General features: G+C 57.6%; 17 protein-coding genes. 8 read left to right on the top strand and 9 right to left on the bottom strand.

Annotated elements, in window-relative coordinates:
* Positions 1-2: 2 nt before the first annotated feature.
* Positions 3-2,132, bottom strand: a complete 2,130-nt coding sequence (gene dinG / locus ACP3PW_RS09200) for an ATP-dependent DNA helicase DinG (protein WP_426416403.1) — start codon at positions 2,130-2,132, stop codon at positions 3-5.
* A gap of 232 nt (positions 2,133-2,364) precedes the next feature.
* On the opposite strand from dinG, the gene ACP3PW_RS09195 reads away from it, so the two are divergent.
* From ACP3PW_RS09195 to ACP3PW_RS09175, 5 genes are all read left to right on the top strand, one after another.
* Positions 2,365-2,859, top strand: coding sequence for a YchJ family protein (locus ACP3PW_RS09195; RefSeq protein ID WP_426416402.1), 495 nt, complete (start codon positions 2,365-2,367; stop codon positions 2,857-2,859).
* A gap of 234 nt (positions 2,860-3,093) precedes the next feature.
* Positions 3,094-4,074, top strand: a complete 981-nt coding sequence (locus tag ACP3PW_RS09190) for a TAXI family TRAP transporter solute-binding subunit (protein WP_426416401.1) — start codon at positions 3,094-3,096, stop codon at positions 4,072-4,074.
* Between the two features lie 103 nt (positions 4,075-4,177).
* Positions 4,178-6,775 carry a TRAP transporter permease gene (locus tag ACP3PW_RS09185; protein WP_426416400.1) on the top strand — a complete coding sequence of 866 codons (2,598 nt, stop codon included), beginning with the start codon at positions 4,178-4,180 and terminating at the stop codon, positions 6,773-6,775.
* A 14-nt stretch (positions 6,776-6,789) separates the two neighbouring features.
* Positions 6,790-7,221: a universal stress protein gene (locus tag ACP3PW_RS09180; RefSeq protein ID WP_426416399.1), complete on the top strand. Its 432-nt coding sequence runs from the start codon at positions 6,790-6,792 to the stop codon at positions 7,219-7,221.
* A gap of 205 nt (positions 7,222-7,426) precedes the next feature.
* Entirely contained in the window at positions 7,427-7,804 is a 378-nt protein-coding gene (locus ACP3PW_RS09175) for a DUF3461 family protein (protein WP_426416398.1), read from the top strand.
* A gap of 75 nt (positions 7,805-7,879) precedes the next feature.
* Here the strand turns inward: ACP3PW_RS09175 and ACP3PW_RS09170 are convergent, their stop codons facing one another.
* Positions 7,880-8,476, bottom strand: a complete 597-nt coding sequence (locus ACP3PW_RS09170) for a YitT family protein (RefSeq protein ID WP_426416397.1) — start codon at positions 8,474-8,476, stop codon at positions 7,880-7,882.
* 135 nt (positions 8,477-8,611) lie between these two features.
* Positions 8,612-9,301: an RluA family pseudouridine synthase gene (locus tag ACP3PW_RS09165; protein WP_426416396.1), complete on the bottom strand. Its 690-nt coding sequence runs from the start codon at positions 9,299-9,301 to the stop codon at positions 8,612-8,614.
* A 112-nt stretch (positions 9,302-9,413) separates the two neighbouring features.
* Here ACP3PW_RS09165 and ACP3PW_RS09160 point away from each other — a divergent pair, with 112 nt between their 5' ends.
* Positions 9,414-10,292, top strand: a complete 879-nt coding sequence (locus ACP3PW_RS09160; RefSeq protein WP_426416395.1) for an NAD(P)-dependent oxidoreductase — start codon at positions 9,414-9,416, stop codon at positions 10,290-10,292.
* A 68-nt stretch (positions 10,293-10,360) separates the two neighbouring features.
* Here the strand turns inward: ACP3PW_RS09160 and nudC are convergent, their stop codons facing one another.
* The 5 genes from nudC to ACP3PW_RS09135 form a co-directional block, all read right to left on the bottom strand.
* On the bottom strand, positions 10,361-11,308 hold the full coding sequence (nudC, locus tag ACP3PW_RS09155; protein WP_426416394.1) for an NAD(+) diphosphatase: 948 nt from the start codon (positions 11,306-11,308) through the stop codon (positions 10,361-10,363).
* Positions 11,309-11,332: 24 nt separating this feature from the next.
* Complete coding sequence (locus ACP3PW_RS09150; protein WP_426416393.1) at positions 11,333-11,767, bottom strand: VOC family protein; 435 nt, start codon at positions 11,765-11,767, stop codon at positions 11,333-11,335.
* A 72-nt stretch (positions 11,768-11,839) separates the two neighbouring features.
* Positions 11,840-12,130: an SPASM domain-containing protein gene (locus tag ACP3PW_RS09145; RefSeq protein ID WP_426416392.1), complete on the bottom strand. Its 291-nt coding sequence runs from the start codon at positions 12,128-12,130 to the stop codon at positions 11,840-11,842.
* A 188-nt stretch (positions 12,131-12,318) separates the two neighbouring features.
* Complete coding sequence (locus tag ACP3PW_RS09140) at positions 12,319-12,783, bottom strand: DUF411 domain-containing protein (protein WP_426416391.1); 465 nt, start codon at positions 12,781-12,783, stop codon at positions 12,319-12,321.
* A 64-nt stretch (positions 12,784-12,847) separates the two neighbouring features.
* A complete protein-coding gene (locus ACP3PW_RS09135; protein ID WP_426416390.1) occupies positions 12,848-13,204 on the bottom strand; it encodes a hypothetical protein in 357 nt (118 codons plus the stop codon).
* Positions 13,205-13,405: 201 nt separating this feature from the next.
* Here ACP3PW_RS09135 and nhaD point away from each other — a divergent pair, with 201 nt between their 5' ends.
* Both nhaD and ACP3PW_RS09125 read left to right on the top strand, forming a co-directional pair.
* A complete protein-coding gene (gene nhaD / locus ACP3PW_RS09130) occupies positions 13,406-14,794 on the top strand; it encodes a sodium:proton antiporter NhaD (RefSeq protein WP_426416389.1) in 1,389 nt (462 codons plus the stop codon).
* A gap of 128 nt (positions 14,795-14,922) precedes the next feature.
* A complete protein-coding gene (locus ACP3PW_RS09125) occupies positions 14,923-15,993 on the top strand; it encodes a DUF3549 family protein (protein WP_426416388.1) in 1,071 nt (356 codons plus the stop codon).
* Between the two features lie 42 nt (positions 15,994-16,035).
* Here ACP3PW_RS09125 and dinB read toward each other — a convergent pair whose 3' ends face one another.
* Positions 16,036-17,124, bottom strand: coding sequence for a DNA polymerase IV (dinB, locus tag ACP3PW_RS09120; protein WP_426416387.1), 1,089 nt, complete (start codon positions 17,122-17,124; stop codon positions 16,036-16,038).
* Between the last annotated feature and the right edge of the window lie 187 nt (positions 17,125-17,311).

Below are 17,311 nucleotides of genomic sequence, written 5' to 3'. Positions count from 1 at the left end.
GGTCAGTCGATGCGACGCTGGAACGGCGGTAACGAGTCCAGTAGCGCGCGACCATAGCGGGCCGAGACCAGGCGTCGATCCAGAATGGTGATCAGCCCGCGGTCCGTTTCGGTACGCAATAATCGGCCGCAGGCCTGCACCAATCGTACCGAAGCGTCGGGCACGCTGATCTCCATAAACGAATTACCGCCACGAGATTCGATCCACTCCCCCAATGCTGCTTCCACCGGATCATCCGGCACGGCAAAGGGGATCTTGGCGATGATCACCTGTTCGCAATAACGTCCGGGCAGGTCAACCCCCTCGGCGAAACTGGCGAGGCCAAAGATGACGCTGGTTTTATCGTCATCGATGCGTTGGCGGTGCTGGGTCAATAGCTCCTGTTTGGAGCGATCACCCTGCATCAGAATTCGCTGTTGCCATTGGCGCCCGACCCCCGCAAACACCTCCTGCATCTGCCGGCGGGAAGAAAACAGCACCAGCGCGCCGGGTTGCTCTTCCAGCAATGCGGGCAAGCATTCGATGATCGCCTCGGTGTGCTGCTCCGGCAATTTGGGATCAGCGCTGAGCGCAGGGATACGCAGCGTTGCCGCATCACTGTGATAAAAAGGGCTCGGGACCACGGAGCAGTTGGCGCCGTCGGGTATGCCTGCGCGCATCTGCAAACGATCAAAACGGCCCAGCGCGGTCAGGGTCGCCGACGTCACCACCGCTCCGTAACAGCTATTCCACAAACTCTGCCGCAGTGTTCGGGCCGCGAGAATCGGGCTGCACGCCACCTCCAGGTCGTAATGGCCATCCTGTTCCAGCAACAACACCCAGCGCGCGACGGGTGGCTCACCCTCAGGATCCTCGACCCCATAGAGTTGCCATAACCCCAAACTGGCGTCAGCCCGTGAGAGCATCGCGCCCAGCAGTGGATACCAGTTTTCGGCATCGATCACGTCAACCCCTTCGACCTTGCCATCCATCGCCTCTTTCAGCTCATCACAGAGTCGAGTGAGCAGCTCACACACGACGCTATAGAGGGCCTTGAGGTCTCCGGCCAAATCCCGCACAGGTCCGGGCACAACGCCATTTGGAAAACGGTAACAGGGCTTAAAACTGTCGGGGTAGGGAAATTCAGTCGCCGACTCGATCAATGCATACATCTGCCGCTGGCTATCGAGGGTTTCCTGCAGGCGAACGGGTAGCTGCTCCAACCAACGACCAAGGTCTCCGGGCAGGGCTCTCTGGGCCACCAGTTTGGTGATCTGCTTATTGCTCTGTTCCAACCAGCTCTCGGTGCCATGCAGGCGGCTATGGTGGGCGAAATGGTTGATCGCTTTGTCGGGCAGGTGATGCCCCTCATCGAAGATGTAGATACTATCGGCCGGTGCACTGAGGATCGCACCCCCACCGAGAGCCAGGTCAGCCAATACCAGATCATGGTTCGCCACCACCACATCGGCGCGGGTCAGTTCCTCCCGCGCTTTATAGAAAGCGCATTGTCCGAAGTTAGTGCATCGACGCCCGCTACACTGTCCGTGGTCGGTGGTCACCGAACGCCATGTGGGGTCGTCCAGCTCTTCTTTCCAGTTATCCCGGTCACCGTCCCAGCGGTTGGTAGCCAACTGCTCTACCATCCCCTGATAGAGTTTGACCGCGCGCTCATCGACATCGATATGGAAGCCATCCTGGGCGAATAGCTCCATGGTGGCGACGTTCTCCTGACCACTTTGCAGCAGGTGGTCGAGTTTGGTCAGACACACATAACGCCCCCGGCCCTTGGCCAGGGTATAGCTGAATTCAAGGCCACTCTGGAGTCGGATATCCGGCAGGTCCTTGAAGACAATCTGCTCCTGGAGCGCCACGGTAGCGGTGGAGATGATCAGGCGTTTCTTTGTCGCCTGTGCAATCGGGATTGCGGCCAGGGCATAGGCCACGGTTTTACCCGTGCCGGTGCCCGCCTCCACCACGGCCACCGCCGGGTCCGAGCAGCGCCGCCCCTCGTCGTCGGCGTCTATGGCTCCGAGCGTACGAGCGATCTCTGCAATCATCAGTTTTTGCCCGTAGCGCGCTTTTAGCTGCTTGCTGTCGAGAAACTGACGATAGGCCTGTTGGATACTCTGCTTTAGCTCGTCCTTCAGCATTACCGGAAAACCCGGTACAGGAAAACAACAGGTACGACCAGAACAATCATGCTAACCCCGGGGAAGCCGAAAAATAGCTCTCCATTCTACTGCATGGCCTAAACCGGGAACAGCGTGAAATCGACTCCCACTAGCGCATAAAAAAGTAATTGGGTATCGTTGTGAACTCAGGAGAAACTCCCTTGACCGTATAAAGATGAAGGGGTTTCATGAGCCACAAGGACCTGGCAACGTGCCCGATCTCAAACCTCTTCCCAGTACCTGCCCCTGCCATAGCGGGTCCCTTTATAGCGACTGCTGCGCCCCCCTGCACCGCAAGTCGGCCCAGCCACGCACGGCGACTCAACTGATGCGCTCACGTTACAGCGCCTTCGCCCTTGGCGATATCGATTACCTCGTTAGCACCACCCGGTCCGATCAACGTGCCCTACTGGATCGTTCATCCCTTGCTGACTGGTTGGCGCGAACCCGATGGCTTCGCCTCGAAATCCTCTCTGCCGAGGCCGGTACAGACACCGACAGGGTTGGCCGCGTTGAGTTTAACGCCTGGTATAGACTCGACGGGAAGGATACTCTGCAATGCCATCACGAGCACTCCAGTTTTGTCCGCGAACACAATCGTTGGGTCTTCGTTGACCCCACCATAGACGCTCCAGCAATCGGCAGAAACGCACCCTGTCCCTGTGGCAGCGGAAAAAAATACAAGCGCTGCTGTGACCGCCCGTGAACGACCGGCTCCGTGATCCCCATGGATGCCCCATCCGCCAAATAATCGTCTATAGTGGACTATGTACTCTGGCTCTGGTCAGAGAGAGATCAACGATCTACCAGAGGACGCCTACGGACGGATTACCAATCTCAGGAGTTCGGTCGGGAAAACTGCTCACCGGAAAGCGTCTACTGGCTACCCTCATCACCACAATCAAATAAATAGACAACACAAAAAAGGAACGAGGCTACTATGTCAATCTTTCGGAAATGCACCTATGGTCTGGCCGCAATTGGGCTTGGCGTTGCGACACTGACCAGCACCTCGGCACTGGCCGAGCAGCAGTTCATCACTATCGGTACCGGCGGTGTAACCGGCGTTTACTATCCTACCGGCGGTGCGATCTGCCGCTTGGTCAACAAGAAGCGCAAGGAGCATGGCATCCGCTGCTCAGTAGAGAGCACCGGCGGTTCTATCTATAACCTCAACACCATCCGTGCCGGAGAACTGGATATGGGGGTTGCCCAGTCTGACTGGCAATATCACGCTTACAATGGCACCAGTAAGTTCGAAGAGCAGGGTCCCAACAAGGATCTACGCGCGGTATTTTCCGTTCACCCCGAGCCCTTCACCGTTGTCGCCCGTCGCGACTCTGGCATCACCAACTTTGACGACCTCAAAGGCAAGCGCGTCAATATCGGCAACCCAGGTTCCGGTCAGCGTGGCACGATGGAAGTGCTGATGACCGCCAAGGGCTGGACCCTTAACGACTTCGCCTACGCTTCCGAACTTAAGTCTGCCGAACAGGCCAAAGCCCTGTGCGATAACAAGGTCGATGCCATCGTCTTCACTGTGGGACACCCCAGCGGCTCCATCAAGGAAGCCACCACCAGCTGCGATACCGTACTGGTTACCGTGGGCGGAGCTGAAGTGGATAAACTGGTCGCGGATAACGCCTACTACCGTAAAGCAACCATCCCCGGAGGCATGTACAACGGCAGCCCCGAGGATGTTGCGACCTTCGGTGTGGGTGCAACCTTCGTCAGCTCTACCAATACCAGTCCAGACGTGGTCTATCAGGTCGTTCGAGCGGTGTTTGATAATTTTGAAGACTTCAAAAAACTACACCAGGCATTCGCCAACCTGAAAAAGGAGGAGATGGTTAAGGACGGACTGTCTGCGCCCCTGCACGATGGTGCTGCTCGCTACTACAAAGAGGCAGGCTTGATGTAACCGGGCTTACAATAACTAAAGCCGGCGGGGCAGCTTTCTGCCCCGCTCCCTCTCCCCCTCCTGATATCTCCTCTGCAGATCGTTACTAAAGGGATTTTTCGATATGACCCTCCCCACGGAAGATACGACGACCACCGACGACGATCTGCAACAGATGATTGCAGAATCCGACAGTGGGTCGCGGATGCCCAAGGGTATACCAGGCACCATGCTGCTATTGGTTCCTATTTTTTGGTCCCTGTTTCAACTGTGGTACAGCTCACCGCTGCCCTTTATCTTCCGCTTTGGCGTCTTAAATGACACCGAAGCCCGCGCGATACACCTCGCGTTTGCTATTTTTCTCTCATTTACCGCCTATCCTGCGTTAAGCAGCTCGCCCCGCAATAGAATCCCCTGGCAGGACTGGTTATTTGCCCTGGTTGGCGCCTTTTGCGCCTCCTATCTCTATGTTTTTTATACCGAGGTCGCCAATCGCTCCGGGGCTCCTACAGGGTTTGACCTCTGGGTTGCCGGGATCGGAATGGTACTGCTGCTGGAAGCCACCCGACGCGCACTAGGCCCCCCCCTGATGATAGTGGCCATGGTATTTTTGGTGTATACCTTTGCCGGAGCCTATATGCCCGATGTCATCGCCCATAAGGGTGCCAGCTTTGGTAAAGGGATGTCCCATTTCTGGCTCACCACCGAGGGCGTGTTCGGCGTTGCCCTAGGTGTTTCCACCAATTTTGTATTCCTGTTTGTCCTGTTCGGTTCACTGCTCGACCGAGCAGGTGCCGGCAACTATTTTATCCAGGTTGCCTTTTCTCTGTTGGGTCACTACCGCGGGGGACCTGCCAAAGCTGCGGTGGTTTCATCTGGCCTGAGCGGAATCATCTCCGGCTCCTCCATCGCTAATGTGGTAACAACCGGCACCTTTACCATCCCGTTGATGAAGCGGGTTGGGTTTCCTGCCACAAAAGCGGGCGCCATCGAGGTGGCCGCCTCCACCAACGGCCAGCTCACACCGCCGATCATGGGGGCCGCTGCCTTCCTGATGGTGGAGTACGTCGGCATCTCCTACGTCGAGGTGATCAAACACGCGATTTTGCCCGCAGGGATCTCCTACGTGGCGCTGTTTTACATCGTCCACCTCGAAGCCGTAAAGGCTGGAATGTTGGGTCTGCCTCGCCCCTATAAGCCCACCCTGGCTCAATCGCTGATGAATTTCTTTGGCACCATATTCGGGCTCTGCCTTCTCACCGCAGTGGTGTATTACGGCGTCGGCTGGAGCAAGGAGATGTTTGGCGCGACCGCGTCCTACGTATTGGGGGCCGCTGTTTTACTCTCCTACATTGGCCTGGTCCGCTACGCCGCCAGTGTTCCCCCCCTGCAGATCGATGACCCCAAATCGGAAACCCTGGTGATGCCCCCCGTGGGGCCAACCCTCAAGAGCGGCCTCTATTTTCTGTTGCCGCTGGTGGTACTGGTTTGGTGTCTCACCGTTGAGCGATTCTCCCCCGGTCTGTCCGCCTTCTGGGCCACCCTGTTTATGATTCTGATCGTTATTTCTCACCGCCCCTTGCTGGCACTATTTCGCAAGGAAGCTGCGGTAACAGAAGCCCTCAAGAACGGATTTGGAGACCTGATTCAAGGCCTCACCAACGGCGCTCGCAACATGATCGCCATCGGTGTAGCAACCGCTGCCGCAGGTATTGTGGTCGGTGCCGTCACTCTCACCGGCGTCGGTTTGGTGATGACCGAATTTGTCGAATTCATCTCCGGCGGCAACGTTATCTTGATGCTGATCTTCACCGCCATCATCAGCCTGATCCTGGGCATGGGATTGCCGACTACTGCCAACTACATCGTAGTCTCCACCCTGATGGCTCCTGTGATCGTTGCCCTCGGAGCGCAAAACGGACTCATTGTGCCCCTGATCGCCGTGCACCTGTTTGTGTTCTATTTTGGCATTCTCGCCGACGATACCCCTCCCGTGGGACTGGCGGCATTTGCCGCCGCCGCAATCGCCCAGAGCGATCCGATTCGTACGGGTGTTCAAGGCTTTATCTACGATATCCGCACCGCCATATTGCCCTTCATGTTTATCTTCAACACGCAGCTGCTGCTGATCGGCATCGGCTCCGTTTTTGAGCTGATTCTCACCATAGTGAGCGCCCTGGCCGCGATGCTGGTGTTTGCCATCGCCACCCAGGGATTTTGGTTCGTACGCACCCGCTGGTTCGAAGTGATTACCCTGTTAGTTGTTGCTTTCACGCTATTCAGGCCGGGGTTCTGGTGGGAATTCGTATACCCGGAATTGGTGCTACGCCCCTCCCATGAGATTGTAGAGATCGTCGAATCACTGCCCGAAGATGCTGATGTACGCCTGCGGGTCAGCGGTGAAAACCTCGACGGAAAGTCAATTGAAAAGATCGTCCTGCTCCCCCTGGGCCCTCAGGCCGATGGTGAAACCCGCCTGGCCCATGCCGGACTGGAGCTACTGATCGATGGTGATTCGGTCATCGTCGATGCGGTTGATTTCGGAGGTCCCGCCAGCAAAAGCGGGCTCGATTTTGACTGGCAAATTCTTGAGGTCCAAACCCCTAACGAACGCCCACCCCGACAGTTAATGTTTCTACCCGCGCTATTGCTATTGGCTGGGGTGTTTTTGAACCAACGTCGGCGCTACAAGTTGCAGCAATCCGAACTGCAGCACACCTGATCCTGGAGGGTCTGATGTTTACGAAAATTCTGTTACCGGTCGACTTGAGCAATGCTCACCCGTCACAGAAAGCGCTGGATGCAGCGATTTTTCAGGCCCGAGCCAGCAAGGCACCATTGCACCTGCTTACCGTCATTCCCGGTGTCAGCATGCCCATGGTGTCCAACTACCTGCCGCGGGATGTCCTTGCCAAAGCCCATAGAGAGGTCAAATCCCGCCTCACTGACTTTGCTAACAAGCATATCCCCGACGATATCAGTTGTACCCTGACGGTCGTCGAGGGCACCGCTTATAAAAGGATCCTCAAAGAGGTGGAAAAAGAGTCTATTGACCTGGTTGTCATGGCGAACCACGACAGTAGAAAAGTCGACAAATTCTTCCTCGGTTCGGTGACCTCAAAAATCTCCGAACACTGCAAAACCAACCTGATGATCATCAAAGATTAGGCCCACAAGCAAACCCTTTTTAAAAGTGTGACCAGGCGCACAGGCAAACCGAGACTCGCTCGCGCTTTACCGCGCCTTATACGGTCTGCATGGGTATAAATGCGTATCCACGAATCGCTTGTTATTTGCCACAATACTGACATCAATATCACAATCGCCAGCACGTCCATAAAACGCCAACTGGCCCAGTTAGGGAAGCATTGCAATGTACGAACACTTGAAAAGCATGGGCATCAAACACTACGAGCGTATCGAGCGCTATCAGCTGCGGTCCGAATCCGAATTCGACATCCTCAAGGTGTATTACCACAAGCAAAAGGGTGACCTGTTCGCCAAGAGCGAAAAGTTCAAGTTCCCGCGCCAGAAGAAAACCCTGATGGTCGATAGCGGTACCCAAAAGTTCCGCAACGTCACCGAGATCTCCCCGGCACTGCGTGAAGTGGTTGCAGAGCTGGATAAGATTACCCAGCAGGAAAATCGCGTCGTCGATGCAAAAAAAGAGATTCTGAACGAACTCAAGCACCTGCAGCGAGTCGTCTCCAACAAGATCGAAGAGCTCGAAGCGCGGATCGAAAACCTGTAGGGGTTTTCAGCGCTGTAAAAAAGCCGCCCGGATCTCCGCGCGGCTTTTTTTGGCGAGCTTTTTACAGAGCCGCCCTCAAGAGGTCACGTAGCGCCCCGGTTTGTGGTTAACCGCGATCGCCAGGTTAACCGCCACAGCCCCGATAACGGAGACGAATAGAATCCAGGGGGTAACAACGAAGAAAGAAGCGAAGACAATGCCACAATCGAGCCCCATCTGGAACTTACCGGCACTGATGCCATAACGCTTCTGTACGTAGAGAGCGAGAATATTAAACCCGCCCAGACTCGCCTTATGGCGAAACAGGATCAGCAGACCGCAACCGATCATCAATCCGCCCATCGCACCGCAGTAGACCTCATTGGCCGATTCGAGAGTGATGGCCCGGTCCAGAAACTCCGTCGCCAAGGCCACCATGATGATGGAGGCGAAGGTTTTAAGGGTAAACCGGGGCCCCATCTGCTTTAACGCCAGGTAAAAGAACGGCAAGTTAAGCGCCACAAACAACACGCCAAACGTCACTCCAGTGAGTTTTTGCAGCAACAGCGCCAGGCCCGTGGTGCCGCCGGCCAACAGACCTGCGTAATTAAGCAGAAAGACGCCCAGCGAGATCAAAGCGGTGGCCGTCACCATAGCCTGAACGTCCTCGAAGGTGGTGTGTTTGTTGCTCATGGCAAAGATCCTTTACGGCAAAAATAGCAGTCCGGGCTGAAAACAGGCCTGACACAGGGTGAATAGGAACCCAAATGATATCGGGTGGCACAGCGGCGAGCGCTATTGTCCACGATCGACGCTAAAAAGAAAGCTTCAGCGCGCCAGCAGGGTCTCAAACGCGCTCTTACTGCTCCCCTCCACACGCGTCCCCTGGGCGGGATCATCAAACGCTAGCTGCCAGGCGTGCAGCATCAGGCGCGGCGCGGCGGGGATAGAGTCTTCATGGCCGTAAAAACGACACCCCAGAATCGGGTGACCGATCTCGGCAAGGTGTACCCGCAACTGGTGGGAGCGCCCGGTGACCGGGGTTAGCTCCAGCAATGAGCGGTTATGAACCGGATCCCGTTCCAGTACACGCCAATGGGTCAAGCTGGGCTTGCCCTGCTGCCAGTCCACCATCTGCCGAGGGCGGTTAGGCCAGTCGCAGATCAAGGGTAACTCGATCGTCCCCGTATCTTCCTGCGGCACGCCGTAGACCATGGCTTGATAACGCTTGGACACCGTACGCTGCTGAAACTGCCGGCTCAGGGCACTCAACGACAACTTATCCCGCGCCACAACCAGCAGCCCCGAAGTATCCATATCGAGACGGTGCACCGCCCAGGCTTCCCCTCCTCGCTCCTGCAGCCGGGTAATCACCGAGTCCCGATTCTCGGGGGCGCGCCCGGGAACTGAAAGCAGTCCCGATGGTTTGCTCACCAGCCAGAATCCGGGATCCTCGCGCACCACCTGCAAGGGTTCAAGGCAGGGAGGGGCGATGTAATAGTCAAGAGCGTCGGTCATAAAAGCGCGGCTAAATCGGAAAGCGCGACAGTATACCTCATTGCGCACGGGCGCCGCTGGGGTAGACTGAAGACACCAATAATAACAACGCCAGTTCACCAAGGGGCTCGCCATGACAGCACAGACACAGATCGCCATCGCCGGGGTTGGGCATATGGGCATCGGTATCGCCAGCAACCTTCTCAAGGCGGGCTACGCCCTCAAATTCCTTGACCGCGCAGGCAACCAGCCGACCACAGCCCTCGTCTCTGCAGGAGCCAAAGCCTGCAGCCGACGCCCGCAGCTGGCACAGGGAACCGATATTATGATCCTCTGCGTGACCGGTGCCCCCGAGGTAGAAGCGGTATTGTTCGAGGGGGACGGGCTTGCCAACCATCTGCCCGAGGGGGCGCTGGTGATCGACTGCTCTACCTCGCTCCCAGAGACCAGTCAGTCAATAGCACGCCGGCTGGCCGACGGCAAAATCCGCTTCCTCGACGCCCCCATGACCCGCACCCCCAAAGAGGCCACCGAGGGTCGCCTCAACCTGATCGTAGGGGGTGATTCAGAGCTACTCACCGAGGCGCTGCCGCTGCTGCAAAGTTTTGCTGAAAACATCACCCACGCAGGCCCCATTGGTGCCGGTCACCGGCTAAAGCTGGTCCACAATTTCGTCTCCCTCGGATTCTCCGCCGTACTGGCCGAGGCCGCCGCCGGTGCGGCACGGGCCGGCGTCGATAGCGACGTACTGCTGGAGGTGCTGGGCAAAGGCGGTGGTGCTGGTGTCGTGTTTGAACGCCTGCGCCCTTTTATTGAGCAGGGAGACAGCAGCACCTTTCGCTTTTCCCTGGCCAATGCCGCCAAGGATTTAGGGTACTACACCGAGATGACCCGGCAGGGAGGGCTAACCGACCGCATCGCCTGCAGCGTTCGCGATACCTACCTCACAGGGCAAAAGAATCGTGTCGACGGAGTGGTGCCCGAACTGGTGGAGCTGCTCAAAAATCAATAGAGTACCGGGCTATAAGCCCATACCTTCGCTGCTGGCTCAGAAGCCGGATGGGCAAAAAGACCCTACCCCTAGGGTTGCTCGGCAACCCAGGCATCGATCAAGGCTCGGGAGATTGAGTCGCGGCGGGGCAGTTTGAGCCCCTCCCCCTCATCGCTCCACTCACCTGCGCCTCGCAACTCCTGTCCACTAAACCAGCGCGCCTCCTCCAGTTCCACCCCATCCACCTGAATTCCGTCGGTCACCGCCCGAGCACGAAAGCCCAGCATCAGGGAGGAGGGAAATGGCCAGGGTTGCGAGGCTTGATAGCGGACGTCCGTTACCTCGATCGCGGATTCTTCAGCAACTTCACGCGCCACCGCTCCTTCAAGGGACTCTCCTGGCTCGACGAAGCCCGCCAGAGTGGAGTAAACGCCGGCGGGCCAGCTGCTCTGTCGCCCCAGTAAACAGCACGCGGGGTGCCCCGCCCCGGGAGGACGCTCCACCAGCATAATCACCGCCGGGTCAGTGCGCGGATAGCTCTCGCGGCCACAGGTAGCATCGCTACAACGGCGCACATGACCGGCTCGGGCACTTTGGGTTGGCGAGCCGCAACGACCACAAAAGCGGTGCTGGCGATGCCAATAGAGCATTCCCCGCGCATAAGCGAGCTGGGCAGACAGGTCCCGCTCCAACAACGGACCCACAAGGCGCAGGTCCAGCAGTCGGACGCCTTCGACACGGCTCAGCAGCTCATCCTCCTCCAGGGCCGACAGGTCTACGGTAAACAGCGCCCGCCCCGACACCTCACCCAGAAAGGTCAGCTCCTCGCCGAGGGCCATCAACTCTGCCGCCAGGTCACCCTCGATCAGCCGCGGCGTCGGCGTGGTCGACTCTTCGAAAAGATGTTGATTACGCCACACCACCACCAAGCGGGTATGGGGGTGCTGCTGTCGTTGCGCCAGCCAGTCGGCGTCATCGCGCCGATGATCAGCACGATCCAGCGTCGCTCCGATGTATTGCAGTAATCGATAGGCCATCAAATGCTCCTTTTACCGACCGGCTTAGCTGGCAAAGAGCTGGCTATCAATATCGGCGAACGCCTTGAACTCCAAGGCGTTGCCGCTGGGGTCCATAAAAAACATCGTCGCCTGTTCGCCGGGTTGGCCGACAAAGCGGATATAGGGCTCGATCACAAACTCGACACCGGCGCTGCGCAAACGATCGGCCAGGGTTTGCCACTGCACCATGGTCAATACCACACCGCAGTGGGGCACCGGAACCCCGTGGCCATCGACATCGTTATGGCACAGGGTCACCTTGCCTTCGGGCCCGAGTGCTGCGTTAAGGTGCACCACAAACTGGTGGCCATACATGTTGTAGTCGATCCAGTGGCTATCACTGCGCCCCTCGGGAAAACCCAACAGATCACCATAGAAGGCGCGCGCCTCACCCAGGTCCCGCACCGGCACCGCGATATGAAATGGGGTTACTGACATGTTTTCGCTCCATACCCGTCTTTTTTAGTAGGGTATATCGGGCTGGGGCGCAGGTCGAGTACCGAATCACGATTATCCCACCGCCGCGATCAGGCGGGACCCCATGTACTTGGCTGCCATCTGTACCAGTTCGGCGCCCTGATAGCGCCCTTTCATATTGCACTGGTCGCACAAATCACCACGCGCCTCGGTTAGCTCACGCAGCTCGATCGCCTCCCGCACACTCATCTCTTTGACGTTACCCAGGCTATGGTGATGGGACATATCGTTGTAGCAATAGAGATAGTTACCCTCGGATGTAATAAAAAGCGAACTGTTACGAGGGATACAGCTAAACCGATTTTTATGGATCTGTTTCACCACATCCATCGCACCGGGTATGAAATCGAGATCCAGCGCCTTGAGCTTGTAACGATCAATAATCTGACGCAGGGTGCGAGCCTGTAACTCCCGGTCCTCTATGCTAGCGGCTCGGTTATAGAAGTTGGGGGACCCGCACGGGACAGCAGCGCCGTTTTCAGGGGAGCGCGAATACGCTCCCCGTTTATCATCTACCGGTAGGAGCGGTAAACCTTAACAGAACCCTCCTCGTCAAAGCTCACAACATCGTAGGGGTCGACCCGATCTCCCATCTCCATCCCTGGGGAGCCAACCGGCATACCCGGTGCCGATAAGCCCTTAATGGCTGGACGCTCGGTGAGCATACGTTTTACATCGCTGGCGGGAACATGGCCCTCCACGACATAACCGTCGACAAAGGCGGTATGACAGGATGCGATCTCCGGCGTGAGGCCCGCCTTCATCTTGATGGGATTGAGGTTGTGGGTGTCCTGCACTTTCACCTCGAAACCGTTCTGCTTCATGTGGGTAATCCAGTCACCGCAGCAACCACAGCTAGGGGATTTGTACACTGTCATTAGGGGCAACCGGGTTTCGGCCCACGCCGGGGATACGACGAGGGGCAACAATAGAACAAAGGGGGCCAACAGGGTGGTCAGTAATTTACTTACAGTCATGATTGTACTCCTGAAAATATCGAACAGGCCGCGAGCGGCCGCTAACATTTGGGGCAGGAGAAAATTACCGGGGAGGGTGGTCGATGGGATAACAGGGGGAAGCGCCCCATCCGCAAACAACGGCGCTAGCCTGCACGGTGGCGGTCAAGGGTAACGGCTCATCGACAACCTCCACCAGGGCGGCTGCGGGAGACTGGCAGCAGCTGGCTGTGGTTTCGCTGCAGTCGTCACACGCGCTCATCGGCGCCGGACCCTGTGTGCTCAACAAACAATCGGGGGTGACCGAGGCATGATCACAGTCAGCAACCATAGACTCCATGGAGTGCCCGATAGACGTTCCCATCGATGCGCTTACGCCGCTGGCAACCAATGGTGCCAGCAGCAGGCTCAGGGTTAGTAGTAGGGTCGTCGCGCGTCTCATAAAGCGCACTGTACCACTCGGGCAAGGCAGCGGGATATAAGTAATGATGCGGATGCTCGCAGGCTCTGCCGCCCCCTCTTTTGCGGCCTCATCAGTTAACCATTGTATAAAACCGGATTGAGAGGATAATGCGCACCAGCTTTTTTCCAACAACAATAAATCAAAACTGCCTGCACCCTTGCCTGCACTCTGGAGTAGAAAATGAAAAGGTTTTTAACCCTGCTAGGGCTACTGCTGACCCCGGCTATTGCCAGCGCCAGCGAATCTCCCCAGGCCATCGACCTGACCCATAGCTGGGTCGGCTACGCGGCTCTCGCCCTCTTCGCACTGGCTTATATTCTGGTGATTTTTGAGGAGAAGATACACCTGCGTAAATCCAAGCCGGTACTGCTGGCAGCTGGCCTTATATGGGCGATCATCGCCATCACCTACAATAGCATGGGGTCTCCCCACGAAGTGGAAGGGGCCATCCGCCACAATTTTCTCGAATACGCGGAGCTGTTCTTCTTCCTGCTGGTGGCGATGACCTACATCAACGCCATGCTCGAACGCCGGGTGTTCGACGCCCTGCGTGACTGGCTGGTTGCCCGGGGGCTCAGCTACCGGGCACTGTTCTGGCTCACCGGCATTCTCGCCTTCTTTATCTCGCCGATCGCCGACAATCTCACCACGGCACTCATCATGTGCGCGGTGGTGATGGCGGTGGGCAAGGACCAGCCCGGATTTATCGGCATCGCCTGCATCAACATCGTCGTCGGCGCCAATGCCGGCGGTGCCTTCAGCCCCTTTGGCGACATCACCACGCTGATGGTATGGCAAAAAGGAATACTGGACTTCACCGAATTCTTCGTCCTGTTTGTCCCCTCCGTGGTCAACTTCCTGCTACCCGCTGCGATCATGCAGTTCGCCCTGCCCAAGGGTAAACCCAGCACCGAGAGCAGTGAACCTGCCGCTATCAAGCACGGCGGGCTGGTGATTGTGGGGCTGTTCCTGCTGACTATCGTCACCGCCGTCAGCTTCCACAGTGTCCTCCATATCCCGCCGGTGTTCGGCATGATGACGGGACTAGCCTATCTCAAGCTGTTCGGCTTCTATCTCCAGAAAGCCGGTGATGGAGGGGTCGACCGAACCGATGTTCCCGGCGGCAACCGCGGCCCTCGTTTCGACATCTTCGCCAAGATCGCCCAGGCCGAGTGGGACACCCTGTTCTTCTTTTACGGTGTCATTCTGGCGGTCGGCGGCCTCGGCTTTATCGGCTATCTGGGCATGGCCTCGGAGTTTATCTACGGCGAGCTGGGGGCCACCACCGCCAATATTCTCGTTGGCATCATGTCCGCCATCGTCGATAACATCCCGGTGATGTTCGCCGTGCTGACCATGAACCCCGCGATGTCTGATACACAGTGGCTGCTGGTTACCATGACCGCCGGTGTAGGCGGTAGCCTGCTGTCGATAGGCTCCGCGGCCGGGGTGGCGCTGATGGGACAAGCGCGGGGGCACTACACCTTCTTCGGCCACCTCAAGTGGACACCGGTGATTGCCCTCGGTTACGCCGCAAGTATCTATACCCATTTTCTGATTAACGGCTAACCAACCCGGGTAGCGACCCTCTTTTCCTCCTCCTGCAGAGCCGCAGCCTGCAGGAGGAGGAACCTTCTTGAGCCCATGGGGGCAACTGCCTACAATGTGCGCCCCACTCCAACGATCCGGGCCCCAGCATGAGCACCATCGGCACCCTTACCGAATTTCTCGAGCAGAGCGATATCCGCCTGCAGGTATTTGATATGGGACGGCGCATCCGCAAGCTACCACGCCAGCAGTTACTGGATTTCGAGCGGGGCACTACCCCCTATCCCTACCCATTCCTGCAACAGGCCTGGCTGGGTTTCCTGTTGAGCGATCAGCGTCAGGGGGCGGTACCGGTGATCTGGTTTCTTAAATTTCCCCTCGATCGCGAAGGCAAGCTAATGAGTGCCAGTCGCGACGATTTTCTGCTGCGCATTATCAAGAGCGTGGGGGAAAAACTCGAACTCGGCAGCGTCGACCCGACGGTGGATGCCCTCAAGGAGACCCCCTACGCCTTCAAACCCGAGCAGGAGCGCATGGCCTGCTTCCACGCTCGCGCCTCGCGACTATTGGGACGGCAACCCTCGGCATTCTATACACCAGCCCATGACTATTTTGCCAAAACAGACCACGACCAATGGCAATCGCTGGGGCTGCAAGGGATCGCCGACCTCTGTGCCCGCCTGGAACACGACGACAATGCCCGCCACCTGCGCCGGGCGGTACCGGCGTTACCACCGGTACCACTGGAGATGCTCTGCTGCTGCCTGGAAAACGAAGCGATCGATCATTCACTCACCGAGGTGATCGCGCAAAGGGCGATTGCCTTAATTGACGAAAACGCCGCCGAGGGTCTCCTGGCCGCCCTGCTCAGGGGAATCTCCCACAGCAAGGCCCCCGCTATCCGCCAGCGCCTGATCGACCAGTTATTGGAAAGTCCGCTCGCCAATAGCGCCGAAATTCTTGCGGCCATCGCCAGCCGCTGCTGGGAAGACCTGGAAGACCCCTTGCGGCTACAACGGTTTCTCGAACAGTTGGCCATCACCCCAGCCGGTAACAAATGTTTTAATCGCGTACTGCTCGACCTGTTGCTGCTGCCCGATATGGCCCCGCGTATAATGGCGCAGTTTCGCAACCCCGAGCGCTCGGACTCATTGGGCAACGCGATTGGTGCATTTCTCAGCCTTGGGTCGCAGGCAAAACCGAACGATGCCCTGCATTGAGTACCCCATTATCCTCAACCTGAAGGAGCCGCCCACGGGCGCCTAAAACAGGCTCATCTGTTCGAGGGCATGCTCCTGCTGCAGGTCGCGCAGGCGCACCCCAACCCCCAGCAACCGCACTGGGCGCGCGCCGCGCTGCCAGGCCTGGCTCATCAGCGGCGCGTAGTGGTGTTCCTGCAACCACTGCTCGCGACCACCACTGATGAGGGTCTCGAGGGTGGTCTGGGTGAAATCGGAAAACTTCACCTTCACGAAACGCTTGCTCAGGGCGTAACCCTCGCCAAGCTTCCCCTCCAGGCGCCGTTCGAGCTCGGCCAGCAACTCGGGCAACTTCCCCAGCACGCTCTCGAGGGAGGGCAGGTCTTCGTCAAATGTGTGCTCCACACTGAGGGACTTGCGCCGGCGACTGCTCTGTACGTGCCGTTCATCCACCCCTCTTGCGAGCTGATAGAGCCGTTCGCCAAAGCTGCCAAAATAGCCCACCAGGTTGAGTTGACTAAAGACCCTCAGCTCACCGCAGGTTTCAATGCCCAGCCGTTTGAGCTTTTTCGCGGTTACCTGCCCAACACCGTGCAAGCGCTTAACCGGTAACTGCTGCACGAACTCATCCACCTGCTCAGGCAGCACCACAAACAGACCATCGGGCTTGTTCCAATCACTGGCGACCTTGGCCAGAAACTTATTGGGAGCCACTCCCGCCGAGACCGTAATGCCGACCTGCTCCCGCACCCGCTGGCGAATCTGCTCTGCGATCAGGGTGGCACTGCCTTTTAATTGCGAGCACTCACTCACATCGAGGTACGCTTCATCGAGAGAGAGCGGCTCTATAAGATCGGTATAATCGGCAAAGATCGCCTGAATCTCCCGCGAGGCATCGCGATAGGCCTCCATGCGCGGGCGAATAAAGCGCAATGACGGGCAGAGTTTGCGGGCGGTTGCTGCCGCCATTGCCGAATGGATGCCATAGCGACGCGCTTCGTAATTACAGGTGGCCACAACGCCGCGGCGATCGGGGCTTCCCCCGACAGCTATAGGAATCCCCCGCAGGTCAGGATCATCACGCATCTCAATCGCGGCGTAAAAGCAGTCGCAATCGACATGAATTATCTTTCGTTGAGGGGGGTGGGACATCGGCCAAACACTACCTGGAGATCAGAATGGGACACCGCTCTCGTTATTTTCCGGTTTGGCACTGTATAAATCAACAGCTTAGCAATAAGCCGTAAGACGATATCCGTTGGCCCTACCCATCTGGTGATGCAACTGACCGGCAGCCATCGATTGTTTTCGGTGCCGCCTTTCCAGTACATTAGTACCA

The sequence above is a fragment of the Aestuariirhabdus sp. LZHN29 genome, assembly GCF_049985285.1.
GTDB lineage: Bacteria > Pseudomonadota > Gammaproteobacteria > Pseudomonadales > Aestuariirhabdaceae > Aestuariirhabdus.
The sequence above is the reverse complement of the archived record's forward strand: the minus strand, read 5'-3'. Positions and strand labels throughout refer to the sequence as shown.